This window comes from Blastopirellula marina (genome assembly GCF_002967715.1).
Classification (GTDB): domain Bacteria; phylum Planctomycetota; class Planctomycetia; order Pirellulales; family Pirellulaceae; genus Bremerella; species Bremerella marina_B.
The window spans coordinates 290114-315435 of sequence record NZ_PUIA01000016.1; the positions used below are offsets into that span (position 1 = coordinate 290114).

The window sequence follows — 25322 nt, forward strand, 5'->3', positions numbered from 1 at the left end:
CCGTCGCACAGCTTGATTAAAACCGCTTCCGCATAAGCAGCCCATCGTCCGTCGTGGCATCCAGCGTCTCAACAACATAAGGCCCCTTGGAACTGGCCAAGTGCCTAGGAGGCTCAGATGTTGTTGTAACGATGTATTGGAAGGACACATTATGACTACTATCAAACTTGGATTCCAACTCCTCGACAATTTCAAAGAGTCGGCCGAATAGTGGGCCTTCCATGTCTCCTTCTCGGGGGCTGTCGTGGAGCAGGAGCCGAGGATGGTGGCCGATGCCGTAGACACTGGCGGCTAGGCAGCTCACGTCGAAAGCTAAGACTGTCGTCATCACGGACATGGCCGCGCCGGCTGGGGCAAGTCGTTTGTCCGGGGCAGGGTGCAGGCCATTTCCGTCGACCTGGATGTCCCCTGTCGCGGTCGGTCCAAAGATCTCCTTCAGCACCTGGTCATAGACGCTGGAGAACTTTCGGAGCTTTCGGTGATACTTCCTTCTCAGCTCTTCCAGCGTCTTGAGCGAGTTCTCGACGTCACTGTCTGCCTTCTTCAGCTTCTTGGCAGCTTGGCTGACTGACTTGGCCAGAGCATCGAGACGCAGAGCCTCTTTGGCCACACCTTTCCACTGCCCGATTTTTTGGTTGATGCTCGAAAGTTCCTTCGCCAGACGTTTCTCTTCATCTGTCAGTGCGTCCCTGGCGGCGGCAGCGGACCTTTCCAGAGCCTTCTTCGATTGCCGTTCTACTTTGATTTGCTTCTCAACTGCTTCGAGCTTCTCTCGAAAATCATCTAGGTGGCTATCCCTGGCAGGGTCATTGGCGGTCTGCTTAGCACGTTCCTTGATCCAGCAAGATTCGGCTTGGCAGCGGACGAAGGGCTTGGTGGGGTCTATCTCGTACTCGGCAATCTGTTGGGTGATGAGCTTAATACGGCCCTGGCATTCACCGACCGCAGCTGCCGCATCCGTCACGGCCTGTTGGGCGATCGCATACTCCTCTTGGAGTTTAGCAATCTTAGACTCAGCGACTCGTTCCGATCGTAGGCCTGTGAGCGATCTCACTTTCTTGTTGGCGACAGTCACCGGGTTCACGCTGTCGAAGGAAGGCTGGTCGCCGTCCATTTCGGCTTCATCACCCAATTCAATTGTTTCCCGAAGCGGCTCCCACAGCGTATCCAGTCTTCGCTGAAGCTGTTCTACCGAAGTCTTCAAGTGCCCCCGGTCCTTCAGGAGCTTGCCATGCTTCAGGCGCAGTTCGACTTCGTCTGCGTTCATGAGTCCCATCACCCACTGCATGATCAGGCTGTTCTCGTCGCGATCGAGGGTTGCTCCAGGGTTGGCGTCGTCGTGACGCCACTCGTTGGCCTTGCGGTAGCCGCATTGGTAATCACGAGAGAGCCAAGCCAGAATATCCAGCCAACGGGCTTCTCGGCCGCGGGGGAGTGAGAATTGGGGAAGCTCCGAAAGCATCGCATCCTGGACACGAAGAACAAAGTCTTTGTGAGGAATCTTCTCGTCAGGGGCCGTGATGGCTGCTTGCCAGTCGTCAGTAGCAACCGCGTAGGAATCGGCTGCTTGATCCACTCTCAAAGGCCTGATGACGGTCCAGGCTTGGCCCTGGACGTTCCACTGGGCGACGACGTGGGCATTCTCCAGGCCAAGTGTAGAGGCCAGGTTGTCCTGAGTATCCTGTGTCCCGAAGTGCTGCTCGCCGAGTGTGTAGCGGATCATCCGCATCAAGAGCGTCTTGCCGACGCTGTGGCCGGCGACCGGGCCTCCGCGGACCTTCATCTTTTTCGTCTTGATGATGTTCAGACCAAGACGAAATGAGATGTCGCGAATCACGGCCGTGGGGTCGAGCTGCGAAAGGATGATGACGCGTTGCAGCCACAGGACGGGGCCGCGTCGACCGGCTGCTGGAGCTAAGGGTTCCTCATGAAGTGGGAATAAGGTCGACGTCTGCATCGACAATCTCCTCGGTCACGGTAACCTTGCCTGCTTCCTGCTCCCTTCGCAAGAATTCTAATACTTCGTCCAGTCGCTTCTGGTCATCCGCAGACATCTCGACGGTCTTAGGTGCGGATGAGGTGATTCGCCATGCTTGCTGATGGGTGGTGCCCGCTTGCTCGATAAATCCGTCGATATCCAGATCGTTAAGAATCTGATTAACGCCTACCTCTTTCCGGTTTGCGGCGGAAGCCGCCGTCTTACCTAGAAGTGCTGCGCGGAGTGCGTCGTCGAGCATCAGGATCATACACTCATTCAGAACTCGTCGGGTAACGTTACGTCCCTCCCAATGGTGGAGGATCATCAGCAGATAGTGATGCTCGCGTTCCAGGGTAGTTGCGAACAGTTCTGGCGTTGGTTTCTGCTCCTGGCGTTTGGCTTTCTTTCTCTTAGCAGGCTTGGGTTTGTCCTCGGCCTTGGCTGGCTTTGTGACCTGCTTGCCGGTCATCAATTCCTCCTTGTGTCGCTGCTCGTTAAGTTCGAGAAGGCGGGCAAGGACTTCGTCGCGGAACTCGTCGGACCAGCGGAGACGCCAGGGCTTTTTCTTTTTCGTTTTCTTTCCGCTGTCTTCGTCATCCTCCTCTACGTAATCGAGGAGGAACTCGCAGCTTGCACGTTCGGCGAGGTCATGCCAGCCGTAGGCCTTGAGCACCGCCTGGTCCATCGCCGCATGAAGATCACGTAACTGTTCAATTTCCTGCGACTTCTCGAGTGGGCTGTGGAAGCGGTTATATGTTGAAGTAGGTCCTTCGTTATTCCTTTTCATTAGGCTCAAACGATATTGGTAATACTTCAAACCACTCTCGTGCAATTGGGCATTGTTCTCAACCATTGTTGGGAAAGGAAACGTCGCGAAACAATCTGACGAGCTATAGTTCAAATCGTCCTTCATCGTGGAGCACAGGAACCATGCCCAATGGTCATGTACGCGGCATTGCATCACGCAGAATCGAGCAAAATCTTCGATGTCGAATACGCATAATTTTTGGGAATAGATCCAGGTTGATGGAAGAAAGACGAATGACAGGTGCGCCGTTACCTGGGAGCAAACCAGGACTCGCGATCGACTGCTGATTGCTGCGTAGAGTTCAGGACGATGAGCTTGATATGCCCACCATTTCTTTTTTAAGGGCCTATTATTGGGATTGTTCCCTAGTGCAAGTCGTTCGGGTTTTACAGTTTCCTCAATGAGGGATGCTAAAGGCTGCCACTTTGCTAGTTCCGCTTCTGCGTGAAGATCACTTAGGTAAATCGCAAAGCGAATCGGATCTGGGTTAGGGCTAGAATTTACTTCTGCACCACCGATATAGGGGAATATTCTCTCGCGACAATTGGGATGGTCACGAACAATCTGTTCCATTACTGAGAGGGGCGTCGCTTTGGAGTCGCTATCATCGAATAAGAAGCCTTGTCCGTATATTTGGCTACCTTTTGAAAAATACGGAACATCTTTAAGCTTGCTTGGGGAGTGGTCGGCTGTTCCTGGCATTAAATAGGCACTAATGCGTCGCACATGTTTTCCATTTAAGACGCAAGGCTTATGTGAGAAATGTTTCGCGATGTTTAGCCGACTGGCCACAACGGCAGCTACGCCAGGCCAAGCAAAACGCTTCGTCGCATGATAGATGCAACCGCCGTCTTCAAGGATTGGAACAAGTGCGCCGTCTTTTGTGTCACCTTGTGCAATCGTATTGGTTGCAATAAGTCCTAGGCACCCTCCCGGTGCGAGCCTGCTGTATAGCTGTCTAAAAAAGTAACCCACTAGATCACATTGGTGCCCAGCTGGGGAAAATGCCGTCTTAACGTAGTCGAAGTACACCATCCCATAATTTGACGAAATGCGTGCCCCACCTAGAAATGGAGGATTCCCAAGAAACGCGTCGAATCCACTCTTCTCCCGTGAAAACACTTCGGGAAACTCAATCTCCCAATGAAAGGGCGGAATCGGAAACTCACCGGCCCTTAAACTGGCAGCAGCCTCAGCGATACGATCGCTAATGCTAATATCCAGCCCGCCATCCTTCAGTTTCTTATAGTAAAGCGATACATCCTCAAATAGCTCTTCGCAGCGTTCTTCCCGCTGCTTCTTCTTCGACCCGGCAAAAAACGCACTCACGCATGCGTCGCCTGTTAGACGGATGACGTCCAATGCCTCGTTGGCCACAGCCAAACGCTGTTCCTGATCGCGGTACGGTACATCTTCGCGGGCATTCAAAATCTTGGCCCGGGCCTCGGTGGCCTTATCCAGTCGCTTTTGAATCAGTTCTTCGCCAAACTGCTTTTGCTGTTTTGGTTCCCAATGAAAACCGATGATTTGCTTTCGAGTAAGTCCAACAAGCGAATCACCGTGCCGTAGCGAGTGATCAAGAAAGGTAAACGGATGATCCTTGGCGAGGGTGACTAGCCAGAGAGAGAGCTTTGCCAGGTCGACCGCCATGATGTTCTTGTCAACACCATAAAGGCACCTCTGCGCGACCAATCGCCGAGCATACAGTACTTCGTCTTCATCGGGAGGAATGTCCGTTGGCGTGAGACCATGAGCCGCCCAAGCATCGATCAAGTGATCTCCCAACTGTCGACAGGTTTCCACGAGAAACGCTCCGGAGCCCATTGCGGGGTCACAGATCTTCAAGTCAAGAATCTGGGCCGGATGGGGTATACCTATCTCGCGTGCCAGCTGAGCGTATTCGATTGCCCTCTGCGACTGCACCACACGGGCTTGGATCTCGCCGGTCGTATAGCGTTTTTTGTCTTCACGCGACGGCTGATAAACCTCGGGCAGGTCCGCCTCAGGATCGCAAAGCTGGTTCAGAATCGGTTCCAGTGTCGTCCGCACGATTGGCTCGGTGAGCGATCTAGGCGTGTAGTGCGAGCCACTCCGCCGACGTTCATCCGAGGGTTGCAGAACGATCGCTCCCTGAGGCACGATCCGCGGAGTAACCTTCTTCTGAACCTTCTTGTCGAGGGCTTTTAATAGCTCCTCAATGGTTTCCGCATCTTTGAGCAGCTTGGCTCCTTCCTTTCCAAGTGACTGATCACTCTGCTCTTTGAGCCACTTGGCTCGGTCTTTGCCCTTTGTGGCAAGTAGCTCTTCCAAGTTGATCGTTGCCGGCGCACCGTGAGTCTTCACTGGCTTGATGGCGATCGATTTCCCCTGAGCCACTTCTAGGTTGAATCCCATCACCGTTTCGTAGACCGAGCCGATCTGCTCGACGTCCAGGCTCCGATAGCTGAGCCGTTCGCCATCAAGGATCAGAAGGTTCCGCAGCACGTTGTAGACGATACCATCGCTGACACGCGGAATCGGAGGAGCTTCGTCCATTGGACTTGACTTTCTCTGTCGACCTTCCAGGAAGGGATACCGCTCAGGATCAAACAGGTAGCCTTTGCGGCCGGGAAGTTTGAAGTCGCCGTGTTGCCCCCCTTCGTAGATGAGACGGAACAGAGTGATGAGCTGTGACCACGCCCCGAACCGCTGGTTCATCGTGTCAGGATGCCGGCCGGCATCTTCCCGCAGTCGGTTGAACAGACCGGTGACTGAGTAATAGTTGGAGTAAACCGGATCGCTGGACAACAGATCGCGGTCCTCGGCATACATCACAAACACCAACCGCATCAACACGGTCAGCAGGCCGGAATAGACGTGGTTGGGGGCGTTGGTGAGCACCTCGCGCAGGAGATCCCCCTGGCGGACATCGTCGGCAGCCTGGAAGCCTCGCATCAGCTCGTACAGGGCTGCGAGAACTTGTTCGGCCAGCTTCGTGGAAACGGTGTTCTGGTATTTGCGGCTGTTCTCGAGGATGGCCGGGAGCCGCTGCTTTTCCCCCAGCGTGAACATGCGGTCGGCACACAGCAGCATATGCAGGGCGGCGAACATCGGCCGGCCGGCAACCTGGGTCATTTCATCGACGATGAACGTCGCATGACCGCTTGATTCGCCCTTTGGCGCGTAGACCAAGCGAAGCTGACGTCGATTGGAGATCATCCCGATCGGGACGCCTGATTCGCGGAGGAGACGCTCGAACTTGGCCTGGGGAGCCGCATTCCAGTGCCCGGCTGTGTCGTCATCGGAGGAATCATCGAAATCGGTGCCTGCGGGCAGTTCCTGGATCAGCATCATCCAAGGACTTTGCCCTTCTTCCGGCTTGAAGGCCGGAACGGCCTGAGTAGGACGCAGGGTTTCGTTGTACTGCGGCAGAATGACTTCGAGGGAGGCCATGTTACCTGGGAGCGGACCGCGTGCGGGGATGTCGACAAGGTCCGCCGCTTCCCAGTCGAGTACTTTCTGGGTGAACTCGGCCAGGTCGCGGATTTCCGGGACGGGTTGTTCGTTCTCGCGTGGCAGGCAGCTCAGAAACCGGGCATGCTCGGCCATGATGTTTTTATTGACGTAGCATTGAGCCTCCAGCATGGCTGGGACCGATACGACGAGTCCGACTGGCTGAACGTAGCCGATCCATTCCTGATGCGCGAGTTCTTCTGGTGATTTTGCCATAGCTGCTTACCCCGTCACCGGCCAGAGATATACGAGTCCGACCGGTTCCACACGCGTCGCTTTGACGGTGTACAGATCTTCAATGCGGGCGGGTTCCGTTTTCAATTCTTCTCGTAGTTCCTCAAGACGCTTGGTCCAGTACCTCTTGTTGGCATTTAGTTGCTCCAGTTCGTTCTGCTCATCCCCAAAGTCGATGAGCAACTGAGCAGGGCTGAACTTTGAAATACTCTTGATCGTTTCCGAAATGTGCTTGCGCTGGGTTTCGAGGATCTCTTTCATGGCCTTGGCTTCGGCGGCACCCCGGGCAGCGAGCTTTTTGATCGCCTCGGCCGCGTATTCTTCACCACGCGTGGTGAGCTGAGGGAGGAGTTCATGGATATCGTTCGGAGCAGCGGCTTGCAGTTGGCTGACGACTTCAGGCGTGAGCTTGATACCGCCAGCGGTGAGCAGCGAGTCTTCCAGCAAGGCAAGGGTCTTTGCCTCGGTGTCCTTCGCATAGGGAGCGAGGGGACCTTTGCGAATCTCCGGATCGGTCCAGCGGGCCGTAACGGGAATTAACTCCTCGTGAAGGCGGGCAGCACCTTCGCCATAGAGTGCCAGGCGGCCCAGTAGGATGACGCGGGGGATGGAATCGGAGGCCTGGGCGAAGCAGGCACGGGAAAGGTCGTGATGGACGAACCCTTGGGCGGTGAATCTTCCCAGCAGTCGCTGGACGGCCCGCTGTTCGAGATGGAGGTGAACGACGTCGTCGCCGACGATGCCTGGGTCTTCAAAAACGACCGGACGGATCGGTGATGATCTACGCCACTCCCAGAGCTTCTGATCACGTTTGCGAGGGGCACGGAGGGTATCCATCGTTTCCGCCCACGTGGGGTCAGCCCCGGAACGCTCGTCGAGAGCGGGAAACTCGAAGCAGTCGATCCCATTTTCGTCTTTGGCCGGCGATAGTTGATCAGCCCCCATCAGTTGCAGTGAGCACGAGATTGCGGAACGGAAGTGCGTATCGTCCAGGCCAATGCTCTTGCGGGAATTCTCCAGCAGTGTTCGCAAGCGATCGATTTGTTCGCGGAGATTGTGCTGACGTTCCCGAGAGGCTTCCAGTTCGTCCTCGATCGCGGCACGCCGATAATCGTCCAGGTCAGCCGTCTCCAATTCGCTTTCGAGCGTATCGATAGAGCGGTGACGAATACCCTGGCTCATAGACTTCGCTAGCCGAGCGTCGATAACTTGGGAAAGGCTACCGAGTTCGTCTTTGATGGTCTTGGTTTTACGAACGAGTACCTGAAGGATGCGATCTTCAGGGCGTTGTTTGTAGACGAAGTAATGGCAGAAGACCTCGTCCTTGGGTTGGAGCTTGCGGTCGATACGGCCGTTACGCTGCTCCATCCGACTGGGATTCCACGGCACATCGTAGTGGAATAGGTTGTGGCAATAGGCTTGAAGGTTTAGACCTTCTCGGGCAGCGTCGGTGGCGATTAGGATGCGGACGGGATGCTTGCGAGGGTCGGTATTGAATGCCTGCTTGATCTCTTCGCGTTTGGGAGGCGGCGTCGGACCATGGAAGATTTGAATCCGCTGTTCAGCCCGATCACTCCCTTGGATCGCAGCTTCCAGGCGACCGACGAGATATCGTTTGGTATCGTCGTACTCGGTGAAAATCAGGACTCGGGTGTCGTTCCACTGGGCACCTGCCTTGCCAAGGTTCGGACACATCTTCTCTCGAATCCACTCGATGAGCTTTTCGGTGCGGCCATCGGAACGGCCGCGTGCCTGTTCGGCGACGTCAGTCATGTCATCGAGCAGTTTCTGTTCGTGTGCGAACAGCTGCTGCGCGTTCAGATCTTCGAGTGAACCAAGAGATGCTGCCGATGCCGCTTCAAACTGAGCGTCTTCTTCGGCACGCAGTTGCTCTTCTTCGAGTGTGGCTCGATCATCGTCGTAGTCGACGCTGCCGGTAAGCAGGTCCTGAGCTGACGACGATTCTTCCTCCTGGAGGGTTTCCGCCTGCATCTTCTCCCATTGCCGCTTGACTGTGTTGCGATGCACCTTCAACGTGCGGGCGAAGGCCTCAATCGACGATAAGAGTCGTTGCTGAAGACCCACGATCAGCAAGCTTGAAGCGGCCTGTTTGCGTTTGGTTTCGTTTTTGAGGCGTTCTTCCCGGGTTTGGCGGTACTCGTCCAGTAGCCGCGACAGCTTTAGCTCGGGAGCGTCATCGGGAAGGCTGTCGATTGTTACCTGGACGACTTCCCGCTTAGGAAAACCGCCTTGGATTTCACGAATGTCTTCCTTGATTCGGCGGACAATTACCTCATCGCGGTGCTTTGCGGTCACCGAAACCCCGCGACAGAATCGCTGGGGATCGAGAATCTCCAATAGAGCCGAGAAACTGTTCGAGTGACCGTTATGGGGTGTCGCTGAAAGAAAGAGGCGGTGCTCGAACCGAGGAGCCAGATCTCGGACGGCCCGGGTGATCTGCGAGTCGATCGCGTATTTCTGCCCGCTTGCGGGGGCAGCATGGTGGGCTTCATCAAGGATAAAGAGCGAGCCACTGCTGAACGTGCCCAGGTGATCGCGTAAGGGGCCGGCGTAAGCCTCGTCGATCAACAACCGGTGTGAAACCAGGAACCGAGTATGGGTACTCCAAGGATTGACGCTGAAACCACGCTCGCGTCGCACTCGCTTCATGTATTCCTTGTCGAGAATCTCAAACGTCAGCCCAAACCGAGCCTCCAACTCTTCCTTCCATTGCAGAAGCATTGAAGGCGGGCAGGAGACGACGATCTCCCGTACCTTTTTTCGAAGCAGAAGCTCACGAGCGATCAGGCCGGCCTCAATTGTTTTGCCGAGGCCGACGTCGTCGGCAATGAACAGGTTGACTCGGGGAAGACGCAAAGCTTTGCGAAGCGGCTCCAGCTGATAAGCATCGAGCCGAATGCCGGCGCGGAATGGTGACTGAAAGAGCTTTGGATCGGTTGAGGTAACGCAGTTCCACTTGAGCGTGTTGAGGTAGGCAGCGAAGAGTCGTGAGTCGTCGAAGCCCTTGGAGGCAATGGATTTCCACGCCTCTTCGGTGAGGACTTGAGGGTCAAGCTCTTTTTCCCAAAGAACTTCCAGAGGCTGACCTTGATTGTCGTCATCGACACACGACAGCTTCACGAGCGTACTGTCAGACTTCCGCTGCGGCTTGATGATTTGTTCGATGAGATAAGTTCGTTGCCGGATACGAGCGATCTGGCCCGGCTTCAATTCCTCAACAGCCTGATTCATAGGCTCGCTACTTTCAATTCTTCTGCTGGCTGGCGATTGGGGCAGCGGTATCAAAATCTGGATTCGCCGACGAACATGCCCGGGCCGTCCCAGGACAGTGTTCAGAGGCAAAGATTCGTTCAAACTCCAGAGTCTAACAGAGTTAAAACCACTTCGGAACAAACCGGGGGGCATGATCCCCCAATAAAACGGGTCGGTAGGACACGGTTGGTCGGTAGCAATCGGGAATATCGTTAGATCCCAGAAAATGCTCAAGGTCGGCCTAAATTATCGGTGTATTCGTGTCAAGAAACTTGAAGGCCACGGCATTAGCTGTTGGACTTCGCTCTAAAGCCCTGAGATAGCCAATGTAGGCCACTTCAGGGCTCTTCTATTTCTTGTCCATCCTCAAGCTTCCAAAGGAGATTCTCATGTCCCACATCGTTCAAATCCAAACCGAGGTCCGCGATCCCCTAGCGGTCCGTTCTGCATGTGACCGTCTTAAGCTGCCCCAGCCAACGCAGGGCGAATTCAAGTTGTTCTCAGCCAAGGCAGTAGGCCTGGGCGTTGAGTTGCCAGGTTGGCGTTATCCGGTCGTCTGCGACACGGCCAGCGGGCAAATTCATTTCGACAACTACGGAGGCCGCTGGGGCGAGCAGTCCCGCCTGGATGCCTTTTTGCAGAGGTACGCGCTCGAGAAGGCTTCGATCGAGGCACGACGAAAGGGCCATACCGTCGTCGAACAGCCACTGGAAGACGGCTCAATCAAGCTGACCGTTCAGATCGGAGGTGCCGCGTGAGCATGTCCATCGAAATCATCGTCAGCCCGAATGGTGAATCCCGGGTCGAGACGAAAGGTTTTGCCGGCTCAAGTTGTCGTGAAGCCAGCCAGTTCATCGAGTCCGCGTTGGGCAAACGCGTTGGTGAAGAGCTAACGCCAGAGTTTCACCAGCAGACCGCCAGCCAACACGTCCAGCAGTGGGATCGTTAGTACTGCAATTCTAAAAAGTACTTTTGATAAGGATTAGTCCATTGAATCTAAAAGATCGACTTTCTGAGTATGTCCGGGCCTGCTTCACCGCGATCTGGATCGAGTCACATGAACATCAGGATGCCCTAGCTGAGATCGCACAGCTCTGCCGTGAGGAGGGCTGGGAATTGTCGGCCTGGAATATTGATTCAGGGCTCCAGTCCCCGAATCAAGCACCCACGGAGACCGCGGCTGATCCATTGGCCGCAGTTCGTGCAGCGGGGTCACTTTCGAGTCCAGACCAAACAAACTTGATCATCCTTGAGAACTTTCATCGGTTCGTTAATTCCGCCGAGGTGATCCAGGCTATGAGCCGACAGATTACTAGCGGCAAACAGACGCGATCCATCCTCGTGGTGCTCGCCCCGATTGTTCAATTGCCGGTCGAACTCGAAAAGCTGTTTGTCGTAGTCGAGCACGAAATGCCCAATCACGAACAGATAGTGGAGATTGCCGAGGGAATTGCGACTGAGGATGGAGAGTTTCCAGAAGGGAAGGAACGAGAGCGGATCTTAGATGCCATGTCGGGGCTCACGCGATACGAGGCGGAGGCTGCATGTAGCTTGTCTTTAGTCCGAGAGGGGCGTCTGAACGCCACCACGCTCTGGGAGCAGAAAAGTCAGTTGCTCAAGAAGAGTGGCCTAGTGTCGCTTCATCGTGGGACACAAGACTTCGACGGTCTGGGCGGCATGGCAGCGTTGAAGGCCTTTACCAAGAGGGCGTTGCGGCAGCCAAGCCGTGACGATGCACGGAAGCGGGCTAGGGGTGTTCTGTTGCTGTCGCCACCTGGCTGTGGCAAGTCCGAGTTCTGTAAGGCCCTGGGCAAAGAGATTGGCCGGCCTGTTTTGATTTTGGATGTCGGTAGCCTCATGGGGTCCCTTGTGGGGGTGTCAGAGGAAAGAACTCGGCAAGCCTTAAAAATCATCGATGCGATGGCACCTTGCGTGCTCATGATCGATGAAGTCGAAAAGGCATTTGCGGGCGTCAACGGAAGCGGTGATTCCGGCGTTGCGTCGAGGATGTTTGGCACGTTTTTGTCGTGGCTGAACGATCACGAGTCGGACGTCTTTGTCGTTTGCACTGCGAACGACGTCTCGAAGCTGCCACCTGAGTTTGCACGCAGCGAACGTTTCGACGGGGTCTTCTTTCTCGATCTGCCGAGCCGGGAAGAAAAAGAGGCCATCTGGAGCATTTACCGAGGTGTCTACGAAATCGACCCCGAGCAAGGTCGTCCAGATGACACAAACTGGACGGGGGCGGAGATAAAGGCCTGTTGTCGCCTGGCAACCTTGTTGGATATTCCGTTAGTCCAAGCTGCCGAGAATGTCGTCCCGGTCGCGGTTACCGCTTCAGAATCAATCGAAAAGCTTCGATCATGGGCCAGCAGCCGCTGCCTTTCTGCGAGTCAATCTGGCATTTTCCAGCACGGAAAGACCGCTACGAAGTCGAGACGTCGCGTCAATCGCGATCCATCGACGAACTAACTCAGTACGAATCAACACTATCAATAAGCCGGCAGTGCCTCCTTGGAGACATTCGCCGGCTTTTTTCATGGAGAACCATCTATGACCACCATGCTTGATGAACAACGGACGCAGCCGGCTCAGGAACGCCTGCGCGCGTCCATGGCAGCTGCCCGTCTCAGCTTTACTTGGCTGGGTGTTCGCAAATCCCTTAATGCCCAACAACGTGACCAGGCTGCCGACTCCTTTGGGGCCGAAGGCAAGTTTGTATCGGCTGCGAAGAAGATGCTCGATACGAATCATCCCAAATTCAAGGAGGTCACTGCGATTCGTGGGCGGGCCATCTCCTACTGGAAAGGTGTTTCCCTGCCTTTTCCAGAGGCCGGAATTCGCCTGATCCGGCAGGACATGATCAACGAGTTCGACAACCAGATTGATCGCTTCCGGCAAGAGCTGAACGAAGCCGTCTTAGAGCTGGACCAGCACTACGATGAGTTGCGCAGTGCGGCCCGCGATCGCCTGGGCGATCTCTTTGACAGCAGCGACTATCCGCCTACCCTGGCGGGGGCCTTTGCGATCGAGAAGGACTATCCGTCTGTGGAGGCACCAAGCTATTTGCGGCAGATCAATCCGGAGCTGTACGAGGCAGAGTGCCGTCGCATGCAGGCCCGGTTTGAGGAAGCGGTGGAGCTGGCCGAGCAGGCATTCACAGAGGAACTGGCAAAGCTGGTCGAACATGTGACGGAGCGACTTAGCGGCCAGGTTGATGGCAAACCCAAGGTTTTTCGCGATTCGGTGGTGACTAACCTCGACGAGTTCTTCACCAGGTTCCGTCAGCTGAATGTCCGATCGAACGAGCAGCTCGATGAGTTGGTAGAGCAAGCCCAAGACGCGGTCCGCGGGATCGAGCCACAACAGCTTCGAGATGACCAGACGCTACGACAACGGGTCGCTGGTCAAATGTCGGCAGTCCAGGCCAACTTGGACCAATTGCTCATAGATCGCCCTCGCCGCAACATCTTGCGCCGGCCCCGGTAAAGGAGCCAGCTATGCAAATCGTTGTCAAGCCAGATGGGAATTCTCACTGCCTCTACAGTGAGTTCGTAGATCTTCGGACTCTAGGCAAGCTGGCGATCGCGCGGGGCAGCCACGTGGAGCCTACTATCGATGGCCAGTGGACCGCGGATTTGGGGCCGGTGAACGGTCCCATTCTCGGACCATTTTCAAATCGAAGCGAGGCACTGAACGCCGAGAGGAACTGGCTCGAAGAGCACTGGCTCCCAAGGTCGTCCTAAAACGGTTCGTCTTTTCAACTTCTTGTGCCCCACATGGGGCGGTGTATTTATCACGCTGCCTCGGTTTCGGGGCGGCGTTTTCTCATGTTCTGGAGTAGACGCTATGACGCAATCTGAAATCAACGCACTTGTCGCTGCCGTAACAGGTGATGACTTGGGAGAAGTTCGCCGCTTGGGATTCAGTCTCGTTGGCGTGAACGAATTCGATCTGGATGAGGAGATGTCTCCGCAGGCTCTTGATTGGGACGAGGTTGATCGTTCTCGCCGTAGCTAACAGATCGGACCCTCACCACTCATCAATCGAATTGAAGTCACCGCGCCGCTGTATGGGGCGGTGGCGTTTTCTTTCTAGAAAAGGAATGTTTTGCATGTTTACGATACCTGGATTGGTAATCCAGCAGTTTCGGACGGTTGTCCGAAAGGGGCTCGGGATCACCAAACGACAGCCTGCCCCTATGGTCAACTTGCAGTCGACCCAGAATGGGCTTCGCATGTGTGTTCAAACGGAAGAGGTCATTGTCGAGTACTTGAGCCCATCCCAGGGTACGCTGACCACGAGCCTTGCCATCGCGTTTGACCTATTTCGGGAGTGCTCGGCCGGCAAGTCAACGGATGTTTCACTACACATTAAGGATGATGAGCTTGTGGCGTCCTGGACCGAGGCCGGCATTCCTCAGATGACTTGCCAGCCTGTTCGTGAACAAGCCGACATGCCCATGACGCCACAAGCCTGGTGTTCTAACCCAAGCGACCTTCTAACCGCCATCCGCGATGCCTGTGGTACGACGGATAGTGAATCCGCGCGCTACGCCTTGAGCCATATTCGCCTTCGCGGGAGCGATGGTCAGATTGCTGCGACCGATGGTCGGCAGTTACTCGCCGTCAAGGGTTTTGACTTTCCCTGGAATGACGAGGTCCTTGTGCCGGCCAGCAAGGTATTCGATTGTGCCGACCTCTGTGGATACGAAAAGGTCGAGGTCGCTCAGGACGGAGAATGGGTATGCGTCCGGACGGGACCGTGGACGGTTCGCCTCAAGATCGATCGGGCAAGACGCTTTCCCGAGATCGATTCGATGCTCCGTGGATCGCCTCAAGCTACCACGGTGTTGACGCTTGAAGAATCGGATGCTCAATTCCTCCAGCGTACCTTCAGGCATCTTCCGGGCAAAGCTGAGCACAACTCCCCATTAACGTTTGATCTAAACGGTCGCGTTGCAGTGCGCTGCAGGGCCGGCGATTTGGACCAGGTTACCGAGGTGACGCTAGCCAACTCGAATCGCGATGGTCAGGAGGTCCGTTTCGCCGCAAATCGAAAGTACGTTGCTCGGGCCATCGAACTTGGATTTCGGACATTTCAAGTTGGCAAGCCGGAATCTCCCGTCATTGCTCAGGAAGCAAACCGCACGTTTCTGTGGGCCAATTTAACGGCCTCCAGCGTGATTCCACCTTCGCCGGATGCTCAGCGAATCGAATCCCCGAGGTCCTCTGTGTCAACGGCGATCCGGTCATCTAGTTCGCGATCGGTGCGGCAGTCGAAACGTGCGTCCCCACGCCTGGAGAAGATCATCGAAGCCCTACGCAACTCTACAGACATGATGTCCCGTTTACTTAATGAACTGGAGGACTCAACCGGCCACTCGGGCCTCTCTCCCAACCAACTACGCGCGATCGACGGCTGAGATTGGGTTTGCTGTGATTCCTTCTAAGTTTTGACTTCATTTACCAGATTTGGAATAACCATGACATTTGATGCTCGTACCAAGTTGAACGCGTTTCACATCATGGGCAGCCTTGGTGTTGCTGCTATCGTCGCGGTATTAACCAGCAGCAGCCTGCTATTCGTTTTAGTTGCTGCTGCCTTGATTGCGGCTGGTGTTTGGACCGGACAGATCCGTTTGGATTAATCGCCGGTATCGTCCCAATGGAGTGCCTTGTGGACGTATGACAGGACGTAAGACAAATTCACAGGACGGTTCGTCCTTTGCACGCAAGAACTCGTGCTCGAGGCCTCAGCTCATTGCGAGGCGTGCTATGACATCCGCACGGTGCAGGAACTCCTTGGTGACAGTGGCGTTACGACGATAATGATCTTCACACACGTCTTGAACCAAGGCGGACGTGGTGTCCGCTGCCCGGCTGACGGTCTAACTCGTGGTCACGGTGCGTGATATGATGAAACATACTATCACGCAGCGAAAGTCTTGAAAAAGATGCAACCACCGAGTATGAAGATCCTTGCAACGATTGGCGTCCCGCGCGTTAGGCTGGCAAAGTTGCAGCCTACAGGTGATACGCTGATCATCCTAGAGGCTGTTTCAAAACCTACGTAAACAAATGAGCCCGCACGCGACGTGCATGAAGGCCTGATAAATCCACGAGTGATGTTCATACCGCACGACAAGTCGACGGAAGTTGCCGATCCACGAGATCGTTCGTTCGACGATCCAGCGGCGGCGGTATCTTCGCAGTTTGCGGCCGTCCTGCCGAGGCTTTCGTTTTCGGTTCTTACGGTGTGGGCACACCAGTTCCCAGTTCTGTTCGGCCAATTCGTCTCGCAACTTGTCACTGTCGTATGCCTTGTCAGCAACCACTGGCGTCGGCTTTTCGGGGAACTTTGCTTTTTGCAGCGTCTCTTCGGCCAGCCTCACTTCCGCTTTCGACGCCGAGTGGACGGAACATGCCAGAGGTACTCCTTGGCCATCTGCCACCACCATCCACTTTGTACCTTTTCCACGTTTGGTTTTGCCCACGTCGTGGCCCCCTTTTTTGCCGGAGCAAAGCTGCCGTCCATAAACACTTCGTCCCAGTTGATACGTCCTTGCTCATCGAGTTCATCGATGAACGCATGCCACATATCGACGAAGACACCTGCTTCCTCCCACTCGGCCAATCGTCGCCAACAGGTACTTGGCGAAGGATACCAATCTGGCAGATCCTTCCAGCGTGCTCCGCTGCGAAGAACCCATAAAATGCCTTCAAAACAGGCCCGATCGTTCGCCCGAGGCCTGCCGCCACGACGTGTTGTCGGGACCTCAGGAATGAACGGTTTCACCATTTCCCACTGCTCGTCGGTGAGTAACACTTCACGTTTACCAGCCATCGAAGGACTCCTTTCGATGGTAGGTGTAACGCAAATCGTTACCTGGCGCAAGCTTATAACGTCAGGGTTTTGAAACGGCCTCTATAAACAAGTTATTCAGCAACCAAGCTACTGACATGCCGCACTACCGACTGCCATCTCCAGCAAAAGCAAACGCAACGCTGACCAAACGCGGTGCGCAGTGGGATGCCACAATTTACCATTGCACCGCTACTAACACGTATTGGCTGCTCCACATGGACCGCAAGGGCAACCGCTTTCTTTACGCGTATCTGATTGACGGTGACAAACGCGTCGTGGACAAATCAAAGAAGCACGCCGTTCCAGATGACTGGACTGGTGATCCGGAAACAATAACCGTCGATCTACAAACCATTCAAGATTCCGCATCGCAAATGCCGGATGCGGTGAATTTGCCTTCTGGTCTTGAACAGTTGCTCGACAATGGTGATCGAGTGCTCGTTACGGATTTCGACAACACGGTCATTGGTGAGGTCGTCAAGCTCAATGGCGTCATTGCAATGAAACGGAAACAAGGCTTTGGCATCAATTGAACCACTTCAACTGACTAACCATGCGGTGAACGGGAGCCACCGATGGCACAGATTTTAAAATCATAGTGTTTTGGCGGCGGCCCCGTTACCGCCGTCGTTACATGCATGAAATCGGCCCAACATGACTCACTACATCGGCGTCGATATAGCTGGCGCGAGTAACACGTGGTTCACTTCGCTTACACCAACGGATGATGGCCTTTCAATTGCTGTTTCCCCGCACATCGCGGCGCTCACCGAGATCATCACCTTCGTTGACGATCATGATGTCGTTGCGGCTTGCATTGACGCTCAACTGACAATCGCACCGTCAGACAACACTGGTTTTCGATCGGCTGACACGGAATTGCGAAGCCTACTACCAAACGAATTCCAGAATTGGGTTGCGTCGATCAATTCACTTATGGCCGTCCCCGTTCGTGGCCGACTTCTTGCTGATTCGATAACCGCTAGCGTGGCGACCATTATCGAAACGCACCCGCGCGCGTCGCTTTACTTCGGCACACCCGAAGAACTCCAAAACTCAATCGCGAATTACAAAGGCGGGCCTAATGCAGCGGAATGTACTCGACGACTTTGGGACGACTGGTCAGCACGATACCGTATCGACGGTGAACTCGTAACGATCACAGACGGATCACTTGACTCAATCATCTGTGCAACGGTCGCATACTTGTGCCATACTAGTCCCGCTCAGCTGTACCGCTTGCGACACAACGCTCCGGCACGTGTTGGGCACGGTCCATTTTACGTTCTTTCCCCTGCCGCTCGTCCGAAGCAGGGCATGTAACCATCGGATGCAACGGAGCACCGGTGGTCAGTTTTCGCGAATGGATGCTCAACTCCCGGTCTCCGCTGACCCCTGCCGTTATGCTGAAAGTCTCAGAATTCCGGTTGCAGCGACGGATTTTTCATCCAACCACAACGCGACGTCGACAATTTCGATGATCCACGGTTCAAGCGAAGGACATCCGCCCCCGAGTATTTTCGTCCATCGACTTTAGACCAGGGCCCGTACATTCTTCGGTCGAACCAAAAGTCCTTCAGACAAAGATGCGTAAGGAGGGCGTGTCGAATGGCACGTAGTTCTACCCAAGTCTTTCCAGGATTTCACGTTTGACCTCGTTCCTGGACTTCATCATGCGGTCGTACTTCTTCTGTCTTCGTTTCCGCTGCCTGGGTTCAAAGCGATCGGGGCGGTCGCCGACACGATGGGTGACAATCGCTTCCAGCAGCTGGTCGTAGATATGTGATCGGTGCAAGCCTTGCTGGCCTTGCGTAGCCATCGCCGGTTGAAATGCTTCCAGGGTTTGAACGGTTCCTTTGAAGCTGATAGTGCGAGGCTGGATGTTCTTCTTGGAAGCGGCCTGGGCCATGACGGTCCGAACAAGGTTGTAGGCCAGAATGTGTGTCCAGATTTCCTTCCGGACCAACTCAGGCGTCTTGCATCGCAAGATGTCCATCTGCAGCGTTTGCTTCAACGATCGCAGATCGAGTTCGGCGTTCCAACGCGCACGATAAAGATCAGCCAGGTCGCTGGCAGTCACTTCTTCGGCATCCAGCAACGTAGTAACCACGATGATGCTGCGGCTGCGGAACCCCGGCTGCTGAATCAGCACTCGGGTTTCGCGAATCGTGAGTTGATCGGGAAGTCCCTTACGCGTGCGATTGTCAATCTTGCGGATATGCGGCCTCGACCATTCGACGAGATGGTCTCCTTTGCCCAAACGTTTCCCTCTTCGGAAGTCTGCCTTGCGACAATGATGGAGGCGAGTCACCGTGTCGATCCCACGCTGCTGGAGTTGAAAGATTTCGTACCACGAACACATATAGCGATCGGCAAGCATAATATCGCCTGGACGCAGCACCTCCCACAATTTGCGAAGCATTCCCAATTCGCTGTGCCCCTTACCTGAATAGCTGCAGATGGCCAGGTCGATTGCGGCTCCACAGGAGAGTGAGAAGAAGACCGCGATACGAGCCAGGGGAAAGCCAAGACCTTCCGCCTGTTGAGGAGGTTGTGGATAAGCTTGCTGATTGTCAGCCGTATCCGGCATCGACACGGTCGAGCCATCGTATGCCAGGACGCGGCGGTCTTTCCAAAGCCAACGCTGATCGGCATGGTCATCTAACGCTTGCCCTGTCTTGCGGGCGACCGTTGCGAAGAGTTCTTCTGGCAGTCGTTTTCTGGCTTGGCAGTAAGCACTCGTCTCTGCTGAGCAACGACGTTGGCCGCGTGAAACACGATGAGCAATCAGGCGGGCGACGGCTGCCCGGCAGGAGTGATCCTGACTCAATGCCTGGCCGAGAAAAACCCAAAGAGTCACCAGCGGCGTGTAGATCCGATCTAGCCAAACAATTTCCAGTGCTTCCAAAGCTTGCGATATCGTTGCCTCAGACAGCACATCCGTGAATGGCAGCTCGCCGTCTTGCGCAAACTGTTGCTGCAGAAACCGGACTTGCTGACGAAATCGTCCGTCGTTAGAAAATGACATCATGAGGCCTCCTTGCCAAAGATGGGTGTGTGACAACTCCATCTACGCAAGCGAGGCCTTTTTGATCTATGTCGATTCAGAGCAGCACGTTACACGAGAACTACGTGCCATTCGAGGGCGTGTCCTTAGCACCTTGTCACTTTTCCCTTCGCGTTGGAGAGCCTTTTACAAACGACTCCCAAGCGACTTGAGCATAGCAGCAATTAGCATCACCCCTCCCATGACGAGATACCAGTTTCGGCGCAGAAACTCCATGCCGTCATTGAATCGCTGGCCAAGGCTTGGTGTTTGCCCTTGAGGATACTCTCTTCTGGCCTCTTCCAGCATTTCCGGAAGCAGAGTTGAGAACGATACCGGTTCGATCCCGCCAGGGTGTTGACTGTGGGCCGTGATGATCCAGTCGTCGATCTGCCAGCGTCCTTCCAGCCATCGAAGGTAAAAGTACCCATGCATCGTGGAAGCTGGATCATGCTCTGTCGGCGCGGTCTTCATCCGGTAGTCGACGCGAGATTCATTGTCGCTGTACTCGCCGTAATATTCATCGAGTAACTCGAACTCGAAATTGTCGTCCACAGGTATGTTGCCCGTGATTTTGTCCAATTCGTCAAATCCATCGAGAATGGTGTGCATGTTCGATGTGCAGTACTTTCGTGCTTCACTTGTACTCGACGCGTTTATGAATCGGTGTACGGTTTCGGCCGGCTCTAGTGGCGCAAACAGCACAATTCCCCAGTAAACAATCGTCATCAGGGCCAAGGGGCTTCCCGCCAGTAGCGGGACGAACCACTTCTCAGCGTTCTCTTCCCCTTTCCGTTCGTATTCAGGGTACTGGGGCGAGAGGTCGAAACTCCAAAGAAGCACCAGGGGAACAAGCGTAAAAATCACCTCGCCCCAAAGAAAGCCCATGTCGAGGCCACCACAGTCGGCAGCCAGAGATATGAGTTGAGAACCGATACCGACCGTCAATGGTCTCCAAAGCGGCTGGGCGATTCCGAGGCGATTTGCATTGATCGCCGCCAGGATGCCAGACCAAATGGGCGTAAATAAGATCCCTAGCAGGGCGATCGTAAATGGATTCCAGGCATGATCCTGCTTTGAGGTCGGTCGTGCGGACGATGGTATAGCGGAATCTGGAGGCGGGGGTGGAGGAGGTGTGTCAGCGAACTCCCCGGCGAACTCCGGACAATCTGCTAGTCGTTGCCAAGCATCAGTTCCTGCTTTGCACACATAGGCATCCGGAGACAATTCACGGGTGCGAATTCGTTCTACCAGGACGTCCGAAGTAAACGGACCATCGGCTTTGCCGGCATTCGATAGCCACCAGGGAGAGGTTTCATTATTCACGGGTGACATCCTCAGAATGATTAGGGTTAGAGATATCCATGCCGGATGCGTCAAAGTGCTCGCGAAACGATCGCCATAGGCGATCTATGTCGCCATCGAACTGGAAGATCCAGTAGGTGACCACGACGGTCGCTACAACGGATATCAAAGAAGCAAGCTGGAAATGGGTCAGCATCACGTTGTAGAGCGTGTGGAGCACCATCGAAGGGAAGATCGCTGCAAGCACGGGTAGAGCCACCGCATATACGATCATCGGGCCTTGGACCTGCATCTTCAAATGCTCACGTGTCTGCACGTACATGGCGGCAGCAATTGTCGTCCAACAGGCGTGGAATACCGGCAGGGATATGAATCGAAGCAGATAGACCGTCATGGAGGACGTTTCAGGGGTGTAGATCGCGTTGTGGTAGTAGAGTGCTTCTGTGGCTCCAAACCCGATTCCGGAGCATGCACCCGCGAAAACAAGCTGTTTGCTGGAGCAAGCGATGTTCTTGCTGATGAAAAGTACTGGCACGAGCTTCAGAGCTTCTTCGCAAAGAGCCACGCTGATGAACATGGCAAACAAGTGGTAGACGACGGGAATGTCTTCCCCTTGTTGGGGAGCGAACGCTGCACCGTAGCCATATCCGATTTGCTGGATAAGAAAGGGGATGAAACGGGTAGGATGGAGAGCGAATTCCTTCGGTTCTCCTAGGTCAGCATTGGCACATGCTTGGAATGTAAAGAGGATTGGCAGTGCCAGAAAGAAAGTGAACAGAAAGGAGCCGGCACCAAGCCCAATCGACGCTTCATCTAGCTGGCCGTAGTAACAAATCAGAGCAACGCCAACACCAAACCCGAAGATGCTGAGCATCCATATCCCCGTAGGAGGCGCTCCGGCCATCGGCCACAAGAAGCACAGCAGGAGCGGCCCCAAAGCAGCAAGTAGTAGCGGCCAGATCCGCGTCCTATCTTCACTCGTGTAAAACAAGTCTCGCAGAGTTTCCGTGGAAGACCCTTTGGGCTGGATTGCATCCGAGGCCGGAGACGGCTTCGTTTGGCCAACAGCCTGTGGCTCGTCATCCTTGAGTGATCCTGTTCCTGCGGGACTTTCTACGGTATTCACAAGCCTCGAAGTGTCGTCACCTGGCTTGGGAGCGAAGATAGAGTCTGGAGGAGGTGGCGGTGCAGGCCACTGGGAATCTTGCTGAACGAAAAGCCCTAGATTGCCAATCCGCTGCCAGGTCGTTGCTCCCACTGGGCAGGCATAGGTCGACGTGTCGATTTCCTTGGAGGCCAGTAGGTCGTCAAGCTCCGAGACAGCAAAAGGGCCTCGTGACTGACCGCCGATAGAGATCCACCAGCGTTCGCCGGATTCGTTAAAAGTACTTGGATCGCTCATTCCCCCGAAAGCTCCTGTAGGAGCGTCGTTGTCTGCTTCGGTGAGCGGCCGGCCTGCCCTACGAAAAAAGGACGCTGAACCACGACCACTCCTGCAACCCCTGCCAAGGGGCACACCAGAACAGTACATGGCCAGCGTCCCTTTCGGGACGCGGCTCAAGTACTGCTTCTGGTGTTTCAAGGGCGTGAGCCCAGGTTGGCGGTTTTTGCAGGAAGCAGGCTTGACGCTCGCGCGTCGATCAAAATGTAAGTTCGTCCAGCGTAAGCTGGATGGATTTATCTATTCATATTGATTTCATTTGAAATAAAACGGTTCGCGAATTGGCGAAACTCATTGGGATATGATACCTAGAGCCACCATGAGGTTCCATGCCCAAGAGGGGGTTCATAGTGGCGTTTGGGTTACTTAAGATCATTGGACTACGCGCAGCTTGTAACAGCAGAGCCGCTAAGCAGTTTGCCGTCCGCGGAACACACGAAGTTCAGGCAAGGCACCTCGGTTCGGCATCAATTTGCGAAACATCAGCAGGTCTTTCATGGCCGAGTGATGCCGTCGCTGAGCGGATTCCAGCCGCTTTGTGAGCAGGCTTGCCTGCGTGACAGTTCTCGATCGGCTACCAGCGTCGACGCTGCGTAGATAGTGAATCTCAAGCCAAGTTGCCAATATCGAATCAACAAGCAGCTTTTCCATGGCCGTGGTGGATTCCTCCATCAGTTCCGCCTTGAGAGTATTGAGCTGACGTCGGATCGACTCGGCGGCGAGTGCATCGTCATTGGAAATCAGGGAGATCCATGCATTTTCCGATATGACCGAGAGATCGCCGATATATTGCCAAATTTGTGGGTGCTTGTCGAGAAAGCGACGCAGCCAGGAGATTGCCTCTTGATCTCCACCGTTTGCCTGTTTCAGCTTGGCCTTAAGGACTTTCCAGTCTTCGGATGTTAGGTATTGTTGTTCGTTCTTATCCATGGAACATCTTGCCTCGTCGACGCCATTCGTGGCCTTTGTGACAGTAGTAGCCGTGGGCGACCAGCATGACGTGCAGCATTTGCTTAGTAAGGTCGGTATAGCGGTCAGACATGACGCGAGTTCTTTCCACCTGGCTTAATACTCGGTCCCAATATGCTTTGTCTGCGAGCCTTTGACGACGTATCGCAAGGTCTTGCTGGGCAACTGCCTGCCCTTCGGCTCCGCGGCCGTAGTATTTCTTCGTGACTTTCGGCCCGTCTCTCTCGGATCGATAGTAGTACGACTGCCCTGATGCCCCCTTGCGATCCCAGCTCATTTTCAGTCCCTTAGATTGCACTACAAATAATCACTTTCCCCAGCCCAACCAAGAAGCTTGGGTAAGCTAGGAGGCCGATTGATACCTTCAGCTCTTGCGACGCTGGGCCGGCTGGGGCTTTTTCTTAGGAATTGATAGTCGTTTCCATTTCGGTTGCTTGCCCTTAAGCAATTCGCGGGCATAGCGGACAACCGCTTGCTGCATCTTCACCTTCATTGTCGCGCGAGTGCCCTCATCACGACACGCCTCCATTTTTCGCCAATAGTAAGCCAGGTCGAGTGAAAACCAGTCATGCTCACGGCTCGTAGGAATTACTTGCATCGCGATTTCCATCTGAATTGGAAGTTCGATGTCTTTGTCGTCCTGTAAGTAGACGTCAAGCAGACAGATGTCCATTCCCCGCGAAGCTTGCCGGTAGACGTCGATCATCTTTTGTAGGATGATTCGGCCCCCTTGGTATGCCAGCTTGGCCCAGACCTGGCGAAGTTCATGATTCTCATGACCTCGACCTGGGACACCACCGAATACGTTACAAGTCAACCAGTCGCAAGCACGCAAGTATCGTCGAGCAACGAAAAAGTACTCTTCGTACGCGTTAACCACATCGATGTTCAAACCACAGAGTTTCGCAATTTTAGCGGGGGGCTGATTTGCCACGACCCGGGCTTCAAGTTCTGCTCGGGCCAATCCGTCTTCTTCAAAAATACGCCGCGCTTCATCGAGTACGGCATCAGTTCTTTCAGGTGTTTGTTCCAGATATTGAACGAGTCGGGCTATCCCTGCATCTTCATAGTCGATGCGACGGCCTTCACTGGCGACTTCATCCCGTGCTGCATCCCATCGCCAATATGGCTTGAGGGAGGGGGCACCATCTGCAATTTTTAGCGAGAGTACTGGCATTGGGTTGGCTCCTTCCTGTGAATGTCAAAAGTGGTTTTGGATTCATGAATAGTCTGTGCCTGAATTTTACCTTAGGCACCCCGCGGCCACCGAGACTAATTTGGTAAGAGCAAGTGAGATGGGATTCTCTGCCCAGCTATTTACGCCAAATCTTCGATCGTTTTTGATCGCAAAGAACTTTAGAGTGGAAATGAACAATCGTCTTTCAAGAGACGGCTTTGAGGGAAGGTGACTGAATTCTTGTCGAACAATTGACGCAGGTGGAGTAGTAGCTCGTTAAGCGACCTCAAGCATGCCTCTGCCACTGCATTTCATGTGATGCGACGGCCGAGTCTTGCTTGCTTGGGATCGCCAGCAACACCTCATCCAATACTTTCTGTAGACAAACGGATCGCACATCGCTTGGACAAGCTGCTCGATCGTTTCGGAGATATCTGATCGGGCGACTGCTGAGTTCAGATTGCCAAGTGGATTCAACATAATCTACGTCATCGCATGAACTGAGCAGAGCAGTCAGTTCCTAGCGCAGATCGCATCACTCAAATTGTAACGCGATCAAAACACGAGTTGATTCCGCCGTCTTCGGTGGAATCAACTCGTTAAAGACATAGTTATCTTGAGATTTATGAAAAAGAATAGATTAGTTCATATGTGGTGCGCAGAAAAAGGATCTTCTGGGCGATCGTGCGCAGAAACATGCTGTTCGTGCGCAGAAATATTGCCCTGTTGAAG

Annotated in this window: 20 protein-coding genes; 9 read left to right on the top strand and 11 right to left on the bottom strand. The window is 54.4% G+C overall.

Annotated features, from left to right (window positions below; all coding sequences use genetic code 11):
• Window positions 1-16 precede the first annotated feature (16 nt).
• Genes C5Y96_RS03045 through drmD form a run of 3 tightly spaced genes read right to left on the bottom strand, consistent with a single transcriptional unit; the run spans window position 17 to window position 9764 of the window.
• Entirely contained in the window at window positions 17-1957 is a 1941-nt protein-coding gene (locus C5Y96_RS03045; protein ID WP_105350063.1) for a hypothetical protein, read from the bottom strand.
• On the bottom strand, window positions 1926-6494 hold the full coding sequence (locus tag C5Y96_RS03050; protein ID WP_105350064.1) for an Eco57I restriction-modification methylase domain-containing protein: 4569 nt from the start codon (window positions 6492-6494) through the stop codon (window positions 1926-1928). Before C5Y96_RS03050 ends, C5Y96_RS03045 begins: the two co-directional genes overlap by 32 nt.
• A 6-nt stretch (window positions 6495-6500) precedes the next feature.
• The gene (gene drmD / locus C5Y96_RS03055; protein ID WP_105350065.1) at window positions 6501-9764 is read right to left on the bottom strand and encodes a DISARM system SNF2-like helicase DrmD; all 3264 of its coding nucleotides are present in this window, start codon (window positions 9762-9764) and stop codon (window positions 6501-6503) included.
• Window positions 9765-10174: 410 nt separating this feature from the next.
• On the opposite strand from drmD, the gene C5Y96_RS03060 reads away from it, so the two are divergent.
• The 7 genes from C5Y96_RS03060 to C5Y96_RS27240 all read left to right on the top strand — a co-directional run bounded on the left by C5Y96_RS03060 (window position 10175) and on the right by C5Y96_RS27240 (window position 15435).
• Window positions 10175-10543: a DUF1257 domain-containing protein gene (locus C5Y96_RS03060; RefSeq protein ID WP_105350066.1), complete on the top strand. Its 369-nt coding sequence runs from the start codon at window positions 10175-10177 to the stop codon at window positions 10541-10543.
• Window positions 10544-10545: 2 nt separating this feature from the next.
• Window positions 10546-10734: a DUF2997 domain-containing protein gene (locus C5Y96_RS03065; RefSeq protein ID WP_105350067.1), complete on the top strand. Its 189-nt coding sequence runs from the start codon at window positions 10546-10548 to the stop codon at window positions 10732-10734.
• Between the two features lie 41 nt (window positions 10735-10775).
• Window positions 10776-12257: an AAA family ATPase gene (locus C5Y96_RS03070; RefSeq protein WP_105350068.1), complete on the top strand. Its 1482-nt coding sequence runs from the start codon at window positions 10776-10778 to the stop codon at window positions 12255-12257.
• A gap of 81 nt (window positions 12258-12338) precedes the next feature.
• The gene (locus C5Y96_RS03075; RefSeq protein WP_105350069.1) at window positions 12339-13274 is read left to right on the top strand and encodes a hypothetical protein; all 936 of its coding nucleotides are present in this window, start codon (window positions 12339-12341) and stop codon (window positions 13272-13274) included.
• A 360-nt stretch (window positions 13275-13634) separates the two neighbouring features.
• Window positions 13635-13805 carry a hypothetical protein gene (locus tag C5Y96_RS27235; protein WP_158261067.1) on the top strand — a complete coding sequence of 57 codons (171 nt, stop codon included), beginning with the start codon at window positions 13635-13637 and terminating at the stop codon, window positions 13803-13805.
• Window positions 13806-13899: 94 nt separating this feature from the next.
• Entirely contained in the window at window positions 13900-15210 is a 1311-nt protein-coding gene (locus C5Y96_RS03085; protein WP_105350071.1) for a hypothetical protein, read from the top strand.
• Between the two features lie 60 nt (window positions 15211-15270).
• Window positions 15271-15435, top strand: a complete 165-nt coding sequence (locus C5Y96_RS27240) for a hypothetical protein (protein ID WP_158261068.1) — start codon at window positions 15271-15273, stop codon at window positions 15433-15435.
• A 411-nt stretch (window positions 15436-15846) separates the two neighbouring features.
• Here C5Y96_RS27240 and C5Y96_RS03095 read toward each other — a convergent pair whose 3' ends face one another.
• Both C5Y96_RS03095 and C5Y96_RS03100 read right to left on the bottom strand, forming a co-directional pair.
• A complete protein-coding gene (locus C5Y96_RS03095; RefSeq protein ID WP_233198749.1) occupies window positions 15847-16245 on the bottom strand; it encodes an IS5 family transposase in 399 nt (132 codons plus the stop codon).
• Window positions 16176-16631, bottom strand: a complete 456-nt coding sequence (locus tag C5Y96_RS03100; protein WP_105350073.1) for a transposase — start codon at window positions 16629-16631, stop codon at window positions 16176-16178. Before C5Y96_RS03100 ends, C5Y96_RS03095 begins: the two co-directional genes overlap by 70 nt.
• A 116-nt stretch (window positions 16632-16747) precedes the next feature.
• On the opposite strand from C5Y96_RS03100, the gene C5Y96_RS03105 reads away from it, so the two are divergent.
• Together C5Y96_RS03105 and C5Y96_RS03110 are read left to right on the top strand one after the other, a co-directional pair.
• Window positions 16748-17185 carry a hypothetical protein gene (locus C5Y96_RS03105; RefSeq protein WP_105350074.1) on the top strand — a complete coding sequence of 146 codons (438 nt, stop codon included), beginning with the start codon at window positions 16748-16750 and terminating at the stop codon, window positions 17183-17185.
• 121 nt (window positions 17186-17306) lie between these two features.
• Complete coding sequence (locus tag C5Y96_RS03110) at window positions 17307-17975, top strand: DUF429 domain-containing protein (protein ID WP_105350075.1); 669 nt, start codon at window positions 17307-17309, stop codon at window positions 17973-17975.
• Window positions 17976-18273: 298 nt separating this feature from the next.
• Here C5Y96_RS03110 and C5Y96_RS03115 read toward each other — a convergent pair whose 3' ends face one another.
• From C5Y96_RS03115 to C5Y96_RS03140, 6 genes are all read right to left on the bottom strand, one after another.
• On the bottom strand, window positions 18274-19680 hold the full coding sequence (locus C5Y96_RS03115; RefSeq protein ID WP_409994410.1) for an IS4 family transposase: 1407 nt from the start codon (window positions 19678-19680) through the stop codon (window positions 18274-18276).
• Window positions 19681-19845: 165 nt separating this feature from the next.
• A complete protein-coding gene (locus C5Y96_RS03120; protein ID WP_105350077.1) occupies window positions 19846-21024 on the bottom strand; it encodes a DUF4339 domain-containing protein in 1179 nt (392 codons plus the stop codon).
• Window positions 21017-22405 carry a PrsW family glutamic-type intramembrane protease gene (locus C5Y96_RS03125; RefSeq protein WP_158261072.1) on the bottom strand — a complete coding sequence of 463 codons (1389 nt, stop codon included), beginning with the start codon at window positions 22403-22405 and terminating at the stop codon, window positions 21017-21019. Before C5Y96_RS03125 ends, C5Y96_RS03120 begins: the two co-directional genes overlap by 8 nt.
• Window positions 22406-22852: 447 nt before the next feature.
• Window positions 22853-23374 carry a hypothetical protein gene (locus tag C5Y96_RS03130; protein ID WP_105350079.1) on the bottom strand — a complete coding sequence of 174 codons (522 nt, stop codon included), beginning with the start codon at window positions 23372-23374 and terminating at the stop codon, window positions 22853-22855.
• Window positions 23367-23690: a hypothetical protein gene (locus C5Y96_RS03135; RefSeq protein ID WP_146115499.1), complete on the bottom strand. Its 324-nt coding sequence runs from the start codon at window positions 23688-23690 to the stop codon at window positions 23367-23369. Before C5Y96_RS03135 ends, C5Y96_RS03130 begins: the two co-directional genes overlap by 8 nt.
• A gap of 87 nt (window positions 23691-23777) precedes the next feature.
• The gene (locus C5Y96_RS03140) at window positions 23778-24590 is read right to left on the bottom strand and encodes a hypothetical protein (RefSeq protein ID WP_105350081.1); all 813 of its coding nucleotides are present in this window, start codon (window positions 24588-24590) and stop codon (window positions 23778-23780) included.
• Window positions 24591-25322: the final 732 nt, after the last annotated feature.